The organism is Micromonospora sp. NBC_01412, assembly GCF_045040215.1.
Lineage (GTDB): Bacteria > Actinomycetota > Actinomycetes > Mycobacteriales > Micromonosporaceae > Micromonospora > Micromonospora rubida.
The window spans coordinates 7681656-7694835 of the sequence record NZ_CP109528.1 but is presented as its reverse complement, the minus strand read 5'-3'; the positions used below and the strand labels follow the sequence as shown (position 1 = coordinate 7694835).

Below are 13180 nucleotides of genomic sequence, written 5' to 3'. Positions count from 1 at the left end.
GACGCGCCGCGCCGGTCGCGGCCGAGCGCGGCGGTGGCGCCGGTGAGGGCCGGCGGCACGGGTGGTGTCCGGTGCCGCCGGCCCCCACCGGTCAGTGCTGGCCCGATCCGACTACTGGAGGACCTGGGCGGCGCACGACGAGTAGCCCAACCACTCCCAGACGACCGAGGTGCTCGCCGAGGCGCCGGTCTCCGGCAGGGCAACCGCGTCGCGCACGGCGTGCACCTCCAGGTCGGACATCTCGAGGTCGGCCAGGTTCAGGTCTTCGAGATCGGCCAGGGTGGCTGCCTTCTCCGACATGGCGCTCCTTTCCACGCAAGAGGATCTTGTCGAAAAGCAGTGTCCTGATTAGCAGCACAGCCGACAGTGGGGAAAACCCTGAGATACCCTGACTGCGCCCGGCCGTCCGACCGATCGATGGCCGTCCGGCGGATGCCGGCTGCCGATCGAAGAAGAGCGGCGTCGCGGCGGCCGACGCGCGGGAGGTGCAGCGGTGCAGGCGCTCGTCGCGAGATCCGGGCCGGCCGATTTCCCGCCGACCCCGCTCGGCCGGGACGCCCAGTCCCAGGGCTGGACGGATGCCCTTGCCGGGGCCCGGCGCGGAGCCAGCATCCTGCTGGAGTTCGCGGGCGAGCCGGGTAGCGGCAAGACCCGCCTGCTCACGTACCTCAACGGACGGGCCCGGGCCGACGGCGTGCCCGCGATCGCCTGTGCCGGAGCCGAGACGCAGCGGGCCCAGCCGTACGGCCTGTTCCGTCCGATCCTGCGCCGGGTCGGAATACCAGAGGGCACGCTGACCGACGTCGGAGCGGGGGAGCCGAACCACCTCCACCGGCTGGTGCTGGCAGGGCTCGACCGGCTCCACCCCGTCGGCGGCGGCCCACGCGCGTTGCTCTTCGACGACACCCACTGGGCCGACCCGCAGTCCCTCGCCCTGCTCGGTCGGTTGCTGCGCGATCCGCCGTCGGCCACCGTCGTGGTGCTGGCCTACCGGCCCCGACAGTGCACCCCCCAGCTCGCCGCCTGCCTCGACAGCGTCGCCGTCGGGCACGAGCGCCTGGAACTCGGCCCGCTGTCGGTCGGTGAGATCCAGGCGCTGACCGGGCTCGCCGCAGGACCGGACGCCGAGCGGCTGCACGAGCGGAGCCAGGGCAATCCGGGCTACGCACTCGCCCTCCGCACGTCGCTGCGTCCGGACGCGGACGGGTACCCGTCCGAGACCGCACCGACCGGCCCGGCGGTGCCCTACGTCGCGGAACTGGCCCACCTGACCGCCGAGGAACGTGCGGTCATCGACGTCGCCGCCGTCTCCGGCGCGGAGTTCGACGAGACGCTCGCCGCCAGCATCGCCGGTATCGAGCCGTCGCGTTGCGCCGACGTGCTGGACCGGCTGGTGCGGCGGGACCTGCTCCGCAGCGGACCGGTCGACGACGTACGGCTGCGGTTCCGGCATCCCGTGGCGCGCGCGGCCGTCTACCAGGCGGTCCCGCCGGGCCGGCGGCGGCGCCTGCACGCGGCCGTCGCCGACGAGTTGAGCCGCCGCCAGCACCCGCCCGTGGTCTACGCCGGACACGTCGCCCGCAGCGCCCAGCCCGGCGACACCTCGGCGGTGCGGGTGCTGCTGGGCGCGGCAGAGCCGATCATGGCGACCGCCCCGGTCCGGGCGATGAACTGGCTCGTCGCGGCCAGCCGGCTGATTCCGGAGAGCGATCCGCTGCGCCTGGACGTCGACCTGGCCCTCGCCCGCACCTACATCATGGACGGCAGGCTCGCCGAAGGCCGCCACCTGTTGCAGCGGCTGGCGCTGCGTCCGGCCGGCGACGGGTACCGGGCCCGGCTGGCGCTCACCCGCGTCGAACTGGACCGCGTCCTCGGTCACCCCGACGAGGCGTCGGCGCTGGCCGACCTGGAACTGTCCCGGCTGAGTACCGGCGTCGCGGCCGAGGTCGCCGTTCCGCTGGCGGTGGAGGCGGTCGTCTGCGGGGTGCTGCGCGCCGCGCCCGACGTACGGCTGCCTTCCGAGCGGGCTCGGGCACTGGTCGACCGCGCCGCGCCGGATCCGCAGCTGACCCTCGCGGTACGCGTCGCCGAGGCGTTCGGCGCCGCGTACGCGGGCGGGATTCCGGCGGTGCTGCCCGGGCTAAGTGAGATCACGGTGCGGTTGGACGCGCTGCCGGACGGTGCGCTGGCCGCCCAGCTCAACCTGCTCGGGCTGTTCGCCTGGACGGAACTGCTGCTGGAACGGGACCGGGACGCGGCACGTCACTTCGACCGGGCGCTGCGGATCGCCGGCCAGGCGGGAAACGCGCCGATCGTGCCGTACCTGCTCGCCGGCCGCTGCCAACTGCTCAGCCGCCAGGGGAGATTCGACCAGGCGGAGGCGGCGGCGGTCGAGGCGGCCCGTGGGGGCACCGCACTCGGCATGCCGACACTGGCCCTGTTCGCGGAGAGCCTCCGGGCGGTCGCCGTCGCGGAACGTGACGGGCCGCAGGCCGCCCGTGCGGTTGTGGAGGGGGCCCGGCGACTGGCCCGGGAACCCGCCGGCGACCTGTTCAGCCGGATCGCCCGGCGCCTCGCGCTGCGCCTGCGGTACGAGTCCGGGGACCTGAACTCGCTGGAGGCGTCGCTCGTCAAGGCCTACGGTGGGCCCGATCTCGGGCAGGTCGGGGCGGGCGCGAGACCGTACTGGGCGAGCCTGCTCGCCGACGTCGCCGCCGCCGACGGCCGGCCCGACGCCGCGGCCCGCTGGCTCGCGAAGGCCGCCCGGCTCGCCGCGGAGCAGGGCCTGGCCGGACAGTTGGCGTACGTCCGGTTGGCTCAGGCCCGCCACCTGCTGGCCGGGCAGGAGTCGGCGCCGGCGCAGGACCGGCCGCGAGCCGGCCGGGCGGTGCCCGACCAGCGCGCCGTGGATCCGGCCGGGCCGCCCGAGGGGGGCCAGCGGCTGACGCGGACGGCGGGGTTCTGCCCGGCGGGAGCCGCCGATCCGGAGGCCGGTGCCGGCGTCGCGTCGCGGCTGGCCGGCGCGGCGGTCGACACCTTCGCCGGGCTCGGCTGGCGGCCGGCGGAGGCGGCGGCCCGGCTGGTGCTGGCCCGGGCGCTCGGCGACGGCCGGGCGTGGAAGCCGGCCGAGGTGCAGATCGCCGAGGCCCGTCGGATCGCCGAGACGACCGGTTCGCGGCCACTGCTGCGGGCCGCCGTCGACGCGCAACGGCGGATCGGTGGCCTGGCCGGACGGCTCGCCGACAACGAACCGCACCTACGGCTCGGGCTGACCCGGCGTGAGTGGGAGATCGTCACGCTGATTTCCTCCGGTGCGGGCAACGCGGAGGTCGCGGACCGCTTGTTCGTGACCGTCAAGACCGTCGAGTCGCACCTGACCCGGGTGTTCCGCAAGACCGGGGTCACCTCCCGGGCGGGGCTGGTCGCCCGGTTCGCGGCGGGCGCTGTCGGCGGCGGCGGGGATCAGGCACATGCCGGAGCTGCCCTGTCGCGGTGCGGAAGGCGTGAAGCCGGCCCAGGTGAGCAGCGCGCGGTACTCGGCGGGCGTGCGGTCCTGGCTGGCGAAGAGCACCATCATCGTCAGATCCCGTAGCGCCGCCTGCGGGTCGGCGCTGTCGTGGGCCTTCTCGACCAGGAGTAGTTGGCTGCCGGCCGGCATGGCGTCCCGGACGGTGCGCAGGATGTCCACGGCGGCGGCGTCCGGCCGGTTGTGGATGACCGACTTGAGGATGTAGACGTCACCACCGCTCGGCACCGCCCGACGGATGTCGCCGGTCTGCACGGCACACCGCTGGTCCAGGCCGGCCTCCCGCACGGTCGCTGCGGCGTGGGCCGCCATCGAGCCCTGTTCGACGGCGAGCCCTCGGGCCTTCGGGTAGCGGGCCAGGACACCGCACAGCAACGTGGCGTCGCCCGCCCCCAGGTCCACCACGAGCCGCGCGGCGGTGAAGTCGTAGAGCGCGAGGACCTCGGACAGAGCCCGGGTGGAGTTCCACCGCATGGTGCGGGCGAAACCGGCGGCGAGATCCGGCTTCCCCGCCGCCATCTCCCACAGCCCGCATCCGTGTCGGGCGTGGAACGCCGACTCGCCGGTGAGCAGGCAGTGGTCCAGTTCCTGCCAGGCGCCGTAGTACTCGTCGCCCGCCATCAGGGCCTGACCGTGCAGCGAACCGGTGTCGCGCCGCAGCAGCCGTCCGAGTGGCGTGACGCGGTACGTGCCGTCGGGCTCGCGCTGGACGATGCCGAGCCCCTCCGGGGCCGGCAGATACCGGTTCAGCGCGGGCACCGGTATTCCGGTCCGCGCGCTGATGCCGGCGACCGGGAGGGCGTCGTCAGCCAACAGGTCGGGTATCCGGAAGCGGGCCGCTGCTGCGAGCAGTTGCGTGACGGCGTGTCCCTGCAGCAGCGTGGCGAGACGTTCGACCTGGGCAGGATCGGGTAGCACTTCCAATGTCGGGCCCCTTCTCACGTGTGGAATCGGTGCCGCCCGCCCTGCGATCAGCCGGAGATTGCTGCCCCGCTCAGCCCTGGACCGGCGGGTGCGCAGCCTGCTGGTTCGACCCCGGAGCGGTCGCCGCCCGGACGTCCCGGACGTCGTCGGCCAGCCGCCCGAGCACCCACGCCACGGCGGGAACGTTGGCGTCCAGGGCCTGCCGGTTGAGGGTGTCGAGCCGGTCACAGCTCTGGTGGTAGCAGTGGTCGAACATCTGCCCGGCCTGGCCCCCGAAGCGGGCCTGCTGCGCCGGCGTCTTGACCCCGAGGTTGCCGCCGTCGATCCCGCCGGTCGGAATGCCCACGGCCTCGAACGCCAAGTGGTCGGACCCGACGGACTCCGGGCTGGTCCGCTCGTAGGGCAGCCCCCGACGGTCGAAGTACCGGGCGAACAGGTCGGCGAGCACGTGTCCGCCGCCGGCCCCCGGGTCCCAGACGAAGCGACCGTGGTTGGGCGAGGCGATCAGCTCCCCGTTGAGCACGGCCGCGATGCGCCGCCGCTCGTCGCCGGAGAGGGCGGCCACGTAGTGCCCGGAGCCGACGTTGACCATCTCCTCCGCGCCCCACCAGGCGAACCGCACCTTGTTGTTCACGGCGTGCTGACGGTTGGCCAGCGCCAGGGCCACCTGGAGGACCGTGGCGGCCATCGCCGCGTTGTCGTTCATCCCGGGTGCCTCGGGGACGCTGTCGAGGTGGGCGCCGAGCAGCACGACGTTGTCCGGGTCTCCGCCGGCGGTCTCGGCGAGCACGTTCACCGTGGTCCGGGCGACGGCCCGGGCCCGCAGCGTCAGGTGTACGCGGGCGCCGTCGCCGCGCGCGGCGCGTGCCAGTGCCTCCCCGTCCCGCTGGGCGACCGAGGCGGTCGGGATCGTGAACATCTCCGGGGTGAAGGCGTGGAACCGGTAGCTGTTCTCCGGGGACGGGGTGACGTAGTACAGCAGCACCCCCCGTGCCCCCACGCCGGCGGCAATCTGCTGCTGGCGGGCGTAGCCGCAGGCGGCCCGCGCGAGCACCACGACCGCTCCGGCGGCGTCGACGCCGGAGTAGTCGGCCGGGTCGCAGCCGGTGCGCCCGTCGACCGGGGCCGCCACGGGCGCCTCGATGCCCTCGGCCGGCGTCGACGGGGTGAACCGGGTCATCAGCACCGGCACGTCTCCGCCGCCGGCCCCGTCGACCCGCAGCCGCTCGGTGGTGATGTCGAAGTCGGTGTAGGGGACGGTCTGCTCCACGACCTGGTATCCCGCGGCCCGCAGCACGGTGCTGACGTACCGGGCGGAGCGGGTGAACCCGACGCGGTTGTAGCTGCGGTCGCCGCCGCTGGCGTCGGCGATGCGCTGGAGCGCCGCCAGGTGACGGTGGACCCCGGCGCCGGTGACGGTCGCCGCCAGCCGGTCGGCCAGGGACCCGGGGGCGCCCGGCGCGGCCAGGGCGGCGCCGCCCGGGGGCAGGGCGACGCCGGCCAGCAACAGCGCGCCGGCCAGCCCAGCCAGTCTGTGGTACACCCTCACGTTACGCACGACACCTCCGGTCGTTGTCGGGCCCGGTCAGTCAGCCTGGTGCGGCTGGCGCACCGATACGGGAAGCTCGGCCAGCCCACGCTGGGTGGCCGTGGGCTCGTACGTCGCGGGGCCGGCCGGCGCGATCCGCAGCCCGCCGGCGCGCAGCGCCCCCAGCACCTCGCGCAGTTGGCGAACCGGCTCACCATGTCGACGGTCCCGGGGTGCGCGGACAGTTCGGAGAGTTGCCGCGCGGCGATCGTCGCGAACTGCTGTCCCACGGCGGCCAGCGGCTGCTCGTGCAATGCCGAAACGAGCAGGTGTCGAATGGTGCCGTGCTCGGGAGGGTCGAGCGACCGCACGCTCAACTGGGTGTCCGGTATTTCGACACCGATCCGTCGGAAGTCGGAGCTGAAGTTCGGGGTGTCGCCGAGCACCTGTCGGCACTCCGCATACCCCGTGACGACCCAGGAATCCAGGAACTCGTGCCAGTGGACCGAATTCGTTTCCCGGAGTTTCCGGTAGAACGGGTACGGGTCCGGGATCACGGACGGGGCCAGTGGATCGTAGCTCGGGTCACGCACCGCAGCAGTCGCCTCGTCCGCCACAGGAGACGTCCCTTCCGAGGTGCTGAGCTCTTCGCGGGCACGTGGCGCCGCGGCCGCCCGGACGCGCCGGACGGCCGCGGCAGCGCGACGTGTCAGTGGAGGTAACGCATTTTGGGCCCCCCTTCCGCTCGGCTCTCGGATCGTCGATGAAGCTGACGGCGATCCGGCAGTGATCCGTGATACGGGTAGGACGAGGCCAGGAGTGCCGCCCCGAAACGGCGAAAACGCCGAAATAAAGTTTCAGAGGTGGCGCCCCCGTGCCATTCGTCAACCTGCCACAGGAGCTTCGGGGTGTCAACGTTCGACGTCGAACAATGCGCCGACCTTCATATGGTGAACCTTGTGAGATACGTCCGACGCATAGCCGGGCGCCTTTTGCTAGCCGTCGATCCTGGTGATGTTCCGGATCTTGTTGGACGCGTCCAGGGCGGCCACCTTGTACGCCTCGGCCAGGGTCGGATAGTTGAAGACCATGTCGACCAGGTAGTCGACCGTCCCGCCGCAGCCCATGACCGCCTGCCCGATGTGGACGATCTCGGTGGCGCCGGTCCCGAACACGTGCACGCCGAGCAGGCGGCCGTCGTCCGGCGAGACGAGCAGTTTCAGCATGCCGTACGAGTCGCCGACGATCTGGCCGCGTGCCAGCTCGCGGTAGCGCGCGACGCCGACCTCGAACGGCGTCGAGCTGTCGGTGAGCTGCTCCTCGGTCTTCCCGACGAAGCTGATCTCGGGGATCGTGTAGATGCCGATCGGCTGCAACTCGTGCAGCTCGCGGACCGGCTCGCCGCAGGCGTGCTGCGCGGCCAGCCGGCCCTGCTCCATCGACGTGGACGCCAGCGCGGGGAAGCCGATCACGTCACCGACCGCGTAGATGTGGTCCACCGTGGTGCGGTAGTTCGCGTCGACCGCGATCCGGCCGCGCCGGTCGGCCGCCAGCCCGGCAGCCGCCAGCGCCAGGTCGTCGGTCTGGCCCTGCCGGCCGGCCGAGTACATGACGGTGTCCGCGACGATCTTCTTGCCGCTCTTCAGGACGCACAGCGCCGCGGTCTGGTGCTTCTCCACGGCGGCGACCTCCTCGCCGAAGCGGAACGTCACGGACAGGTCGCGCAGGTGGTACTTGAGCGACTCGACGATCTCCTCGTCACAGAACTCGAGCATCCGGTCGCGGCGTTCCACCACGGTCACCTTGGTGCCGAGCGCGGCGAACATGGACGCGTACTCCATGCCGATCACGCCCGCGCCGACCACGACCATGCTGCGGGGCACGGCCTCAAGGTTGATGACGCCGTCGGAGTCGACGATCGTGCGGTCGTCGAAGTCGACGCTGTCCGGGCGGGCCGGGCGGGTGCCCGCGGCGATGACGGCCCGGTCGAAGGTGATCCGGGACTCGTGCCCGGAGTCGCCGTCCACCCAGATCGCGTGCGGGTCGGCGAACCGCCCGGTGCCGGTGATCAGCGCGACCCGGTTGCGGGCCAACTGGTTGCGGATGACGTCGGTCTGCCGGCTGATCACATGTTGGGTCCGGGCGGCCAGGTCGCTGACCGTGATGTCCTCCTTGACCCGGTAGCTGCTGCCGTACAGGTCCCGCTGGCTCATGCCGCTCAGGTACAGCACGGCCTCGCGCAGCGTCTTGGAGGGGACGGTGCCGGTGTTGATGCACACCCCACCGATCATGTCGCGGCGGTCCACGATGGCGACCCGCCTGCCGAGCTTGGCGGCGGCGATCGCGGCCTTCTGACCGCTGGGCCCGGAGCCCAGCACCAACAGGTCGTAGTCATACACGGCGTAAGCCTCGCAAGCCGGCGCAACCCCCGCCACCGGGTCCACCCACGGTTCCCGGGCCGCGTCGCCCCGAAGGTCACCCGGCGACGGATGCCGCAGCGTGGCGGGGCGGCTGGTCGTCAGGGGCGGCAGGCAAGGCAGGCAAGGCAGCCGCCCATTCTGCACCGCGGCGGCGTCGCCCGAACGGGCCGGGGGTCCGCTGACCGTACGGCCGAGCGACGGGTGTCCCGACCACCTGGGACACCCGTCTCTGGTGGACGGGCGCGAACGACGGACAGACTGCCGTGCGCCGCTACCGCAGCGGCCGTGGCGCGTTCACCGTGCCGCGAATCAGCGGCCGCCGGCAGCGACGGGTGAGACTCCCCGCCGGCCCGCGCGGTGCACCGACCCACGCGGCCGATCCGGTCCGTGGAACTGCGAAAGGAACCTCGACGATGGACGCTCCGGGCGGACCACCCCACGTTGTCTGTGGGCCGATCGTGCGCCGGGTCGACCCGGGCAGCGTGGCGGTCTTCGTCGCCGTCCGGTCCGCCTGCACCGTCGCCCTCACCGTGTTCGAGGTGGGCCCCGGTCCGGACTTCGCCCCGGGCGCCACGGTGGCGACGGGCAGCCGGGCCGCGGTCCGGCTCGGCGGCAACCTGTACGTGGCCACCGTCCAGGCCGTCGGGGGCCTCCGGCAGGGCCGGCTCTACGGCTACGACCTGTCCTTCCCGGGCTCCACCGGCGCCTGGCCGAGCCTGCTGGCCGCGGGGGCGGTGGCCGCCGACAGGACCGCGGCCCGATCGCTGCTCAGCTACGCCGGTGACCCGCTGAACAAGGGCGGTGCGCCCGAGTACCCCAGCTTCGTGACGCCCCCGGCGGACCCCGGCAAGCTGCGGATCTTCCACGGGTCGTGCCGCAAGCCGCACGGCGAGGGCCACGACGCGCTGGCCGTGCTGGACCCGATCATCGCGGCGGCCGGCGCGGACCCGACGGTCCGCCCGCACCAGCTGGTGCTCGGCGGTGACCAGATCTACGCCGACGACGTCGCCGACGTCCTGCTGGCCATGGTGCACGGGCACGACGCGGTCCCCGCCCGCGACGGGCTGCCGGCCGTCCCGGCGCTGCCCGGCATCGGGGCCGGCCTGGGCCTGCCGCCGGAGCTGCTCCCCGACGGCTCCGCCAGTCCGCCCGCCGACCGGTTGTTCACCCCCGGCAACCGGGCGGTGACCCTGGCCCGGGACGCGAAGTTCACCTCCGGCGAGGCCGACAGCCACCTGATGTCGCTGCGCGAGTACGCCTGCATGTACCTGCTCGCCTGGTCGGACCAGCTCTGGCCGGCGACGTACCCGAGGTTCGAGCACGTCTTCCCGGCCGACACCCGGATCCTGCGCGACCCGCAGGGCGGCGGGCCCGGCGACACCGTCTACGACCGGCTGCTGGCCGGCCGCGCCTACGACGCCAGCAGCCAGCAGCAGAAGATCATCCACCGTTACCTGCGGTGGCGGGAACAGACCCTGCGGCTGATGAACTTCCAGCGCGGGCTGGCCGCCGTGCGCCGGCTGCTGGCCAACGTGCCCACCTACATGGTCGCCGACGACCACGAGGTCACCGACGACTGGAACATGACCCGGGAGTTCGTCACCGGCGCCGTGATCACCTCGGAGCTGGGCCGGCGCGTCGTGCGCAACGCGATGGCCGCGTACGCGGTCTTCCAGGCCTGGGGAAACACGCCGGACCGGTTCGCCGAGCAGGGGGCGGCCGGCGAGCCGGGCCGGGAGCTGCTGGCCGCGCTGAGCGGCTGGCTGGCCGCCCCGGGGGCGGTGGACGACCTGCGGCTGCGGGAACGCCTCGGCCTGCCCACCGCGGTCGGAACCGACGGCCGGCCGGTCCGCCCGGCCGGCGCGCTCACCTACCACTTCACGGTCACCTGGCCCCGCTACCAGCTCATCGCCCTGGACACCCGCACCTGGCGGGAGTTCCCGGCCGGCGCCGAGCACCCCGGCGGGCTGCTGCTCGCCGACCACCCGCTCAACGAGATGATCAGCGGCGGCGGGGTGCTGGACGACGAGGCGGTCACCGTACTGGCGCAACCGGTGGCCGTGTTCGGCATGCCGCTGCTCGAACAGTTGGCCCAGCCCGCCATGAAGGCCCTCGCCGGCCGGTACGAGGCTGACGCCGAGGACGCCTGGATCACCAGCGACGCGGCCACCCACAAGTTCCTCGGCCGGCTGCTCTCCGCCGCCCCGCCCGGCCCCGATGGGGTCCGGCGTCGGCGGATCGTCATGCTCGGCGGCGACATCCACTTCGGCTCGGCCGAGCGGATCCGCTACTCCGCGACGCTGCCGTACGCCTGCGGCCCCGACCCGGCCCACCCCTTCCAGGGGGTCAACCACACCGAGGGCGTGATCGCCGGCTTCGTCTCCAGCGCGTTGCGCAACGAGGTGTTCCTGACCCGCATGCTGCACGACGTCGGCTACGTGCCGCTGCTGGACGCCCTCGGCCGGATCGACCTGGTCGGTTGGGCCAACGAGGACGAACAGCGGCAGGGCCGGCCCTTCCAGGCCGGGGTCCAGGCCACCGTGGCCGGCGACGCCGTCTCCGGATGGTGGGTCTCCGGCCGGCCCGCGGTCAGCGACTACGACCGGCTGAAGCTGCTCAGCCGCCCGCCGGAGTGGAGCATCCAGGTGCAGTTCGCCCACCACGACGAGGCCGACCCGACGGCCCGGGACGGGGCCCCGGAAGGCGTCCTCGACCCGACCGGGCTGCCCCGCGACCAGGCGCTGGCGCAGTACCTGGCCGCCGCCCGCAACCTCGACGGGTATCTCGGCAAGTGGGGCAACGGCAAGGAGATCGTCGGCCACAACAACCTCGGCGAGATCACCTTCCGCTGGCCGGCGGGCGAGGGCAAGTCGGCCACCCAGCACCTCTGGTGGCACCTGCCCTCGGAGAACCGGGCCGCCGCGCTGACCAAATACACCATCGACCTGTCGTACGGCTGCTCGCTGCTGGCCGACCCGCCGTACGGCTACGTGCTGCGCGCCGACGACCACGACGCCCGCTCCGGGGGGAAGGCGCACTACGACGGCGCCGACCGGCTGCCCGCCCTGGTCACCGACCGGTGGGTAACCCGGTTGCAGGCCGACCTGGCCACGCTGGGGTTCGGCCCGGCGCGCAACCCCGGTGAGTTCGACTCGACGACCTACTGGGCGGTGCGCGAGTTCCAGACGTACGCCCGCGCGGCCCGGGTCGCCCACGAACCCGCCGGGGCGACCGCCGCCCGGTACTCCGACCGGTTGACGCCCGTCGACGTGCCGGAGGCCGAGCGCTACCTCGGACCGGTCAGCGGGGTGGCCGACCTGGCCACCCAGCTCGCCGTCCGGCACTGGCTGGACAAGCGCTGGCGCTGCCCGGTGGTGGTCGAGGCGTGGCAGGTCGCCGGCGGCAGTCCACAACAACTCGCCGCCGGAAACGTCTGGCACGCCGACACCGCCCACCCGGCCGACCAGCGGCTCTACTCGCGGGTGGTGACCGGCCGCCCGGCCGACGCCGGGCCGACGCCGGCCAACCACCCCGAGCTGATCCCGCTGGGCGGCTGGAGCAGCCGGCCCGCCGCACCGCAGTGGGCCGGCCCGCTGGTCGAGCCGGCGGTCGAACTGCTCCCCGAGGCGCTGATCCCGCCGGGGGAGGGGCAGACCGGCGGGCCGTCGCTGGCCGCGCTGGTCGCCGCCGCAGGCAGCGCCGACCCCGCGGTGGCCGACCCGGCCCGCCGCCGGCTGTCCACCTTCAAGGTGCTGCGGGCGGTCGCCGAGAACACCCGGCCCGGCTCCACCGGTGGCTGGTTCGACGTGGTGGACGGCACCGACGCGGGGGTGCTGCGGATCGGCCCGTTCGGCTGGCCCGCGGACGGGCCCCGCACGACGCCGGTGACCCTGCCGCCCCGGCCGGACTGGCGCACCGAACCCGGCCAGCTCTGGGCCTGGCTGGCCGCGCTGCGCGCCACCGACCGCGACGCGTACGAGGCCATGGGCGGGCTGGCCGGGCTGTCCGCGACGCCCGGCTGGGGCGTCGACGGCGGTGCCCTGCTCCACCCCGAGCTGCGGGTCAGCCGGGCCCGATCCGCGATGAGCGACCACACCGGCGGCGCGGGCCAGCCGATCGAGAGCGTCGTCGAGCTGCTCGACCTGCGCGGCTGGCACTGGGTGCACCGCTTCACGACGGGCCTGCGAACCCAACCGGGAGTCCGGCACAGCATCTGGCGCTTCGCCCGCCAGGGCCTGCACGACCTGCTCAGCACCGCGTGGGATCCGCCCGGCGCGGCCCCGGTGACGGTGCCGGACGTGCCCGGCCCGGACGGGCCGCGTCGGGTCCGGGTCAGCGACCTGTTCACCTCGGAACGGGCGGTGGCCCAGCTCGCCTGCTGGCAGGCGTACCGCGCCGGCCACCTCGTCGCCCTCGGGCCGCCGGTCGCCGGCGAGCCGCCCGAGCAGCGGACCGTGCCCCGCGCCGCCACCGAGCTGCGCACCGTGCTGACCGTGGCCCGGACCCTCGGGCCGGACTTCACCGGCCCGCCCACCGGCTGGACCGACGCCCACGAGACCGCCCTGATCACCGCGATCGGCCAGGTCGCCGGGGCCACGGCCGACGCCGAGCTGCCAGCCGCGCTGGCCGCGGTGCGGGCCTGGCCGACCTGGCCGGGCGGCACCACGTACCAGCTCCCGGTCGCCGCGCTGCCGGCGGCCGACCGGACGCTGTCACCGCGGCGTGGCTCGCTGCGGCTGGACACCGGCGAACTGTCCCGGGTGACCGGATGAACCCCCGCCG

Annotated in this window: 6 protein-coding genes and 1 pseudogene; 2 read left to right on the top strand and 5 right to left on the bottom strand. The window is 73.9% G+C overall.

From position 1 onward, the window contains the following. Positions 1 to 111 precede the first annotated feature (111 nt). Positions 112 to 300: a thiazolylpeptide-type bacteriocin gene (locus OG617_RS33255; protein WP_405097001.1), complete on the bottom strand. Its 189-nt coding sequence runs from the start codon at positions 298 to 300 to the stop codon at positions 112 to 114. Between the two features lie 193 nt (positions 301 to 493). On the opposite strand from OG617_RS33255, the pseudogene OG617_RS33250 reads away from it, so the two are divergent. Beyond that, positions 494 to 3364, top strand: a pseudogene (locus tag OG617_RS33250) (AAA family ATPase); the annotation flags it as partial. Here the strand turns inward: OG617_RS33250 and OG617_RS33245 are convergent. From OG617_RS33245 to sthA, 4 genes are all read right to left on the bottom strand, one after another. Continuing rightward, positions 3257 to 4147: a methyltransferase gene (locus OG617_RS33245; protein ID WP_405104043.1), complete on the bottom strand. Its 891-nt coding sequence runs from the start codon at positions 4145 to 4147 to the stop codon at positions 3257 to 3259. The pseudogene OG617_RS33250 and the gene OG617_RS33245 overlap by 108 nt on opposite strands. Positions 4148 to 4520: 373 nt before the next feature. Beyond that, a complete protein-coding gene (locus tag OG617_RS33240) occupies positions 4521 to 5999 on the bottom strand; it encodes a M28 family peptidase (RefSeq protein ID WP_405096999.1) in 1479 nt (492 codons plus the stop codon). Positions 6000 to 6035: 36 nt separating this feature from the next. Then, the gene (locus tag OG617_RS33235; RefSeq protein WP_405096997.1) at positions 6036 to 6167 is read right to left on the bottom strand and encodes a hypothetical protein; all 132 of its coding nucleotides are present in this window, start codon (positions 6165 to 6167) and stop codon (positions 6036 to 6038) included. Between the two features lie 806 nt (positions 6168 to 6973). After that, entirely contained in the window at positions 6974 to 8377 is a 1404-nt protein-coding gene (gene sthA / locus OG617_RS33230; protein WP_405096995.1) for a Si-specific NAD(P)(+) transhydrogenase, read from the bottom strand. 434 nt (positions 8378 to 8811) lie between these two features. Between sthA and OG617_RS33225 the strand changes: the two genes are divergently transcribed. After that, the gene (locus OG617_RS33225) at positions 8812 to 13170 is read left to right on the top strand and encodes a hypothetical protein (protein WP_405096993.1); all 4359 of its coding nucleotides are present in this window, start codon (positions 8812 to 8814) and stop codon (positions 13168 to 13170) included. Positions 13171 to 13180 lie beyond the last annotated feature (10 nt).

Excerpts from the sequence above, each read along its gene's own strand:
- OG617_RS33255 (WP_405097001.1), bottom strand. The coding sequence starts at position 300 with ATGTCGGAGAAGGCAGCCACCCTGGCCGATCTCGAAGACCTGAACCTG.
- OG617_RS33245 (WP_405104043.1), bottom strand. The coding sequence starts at position 4,147 with ATGGCGGGCGACGAGTACTACGGCGCCTGGCAGGAACTGGACCACTGC.
- OG617_RS33225 (WP_405096993.1), top strand. The coding sequence starts at position 8,812 with ATGGACGCTCCGGGCGGACCACCCCACGTTGTCTGTGGGCCGATCGTG.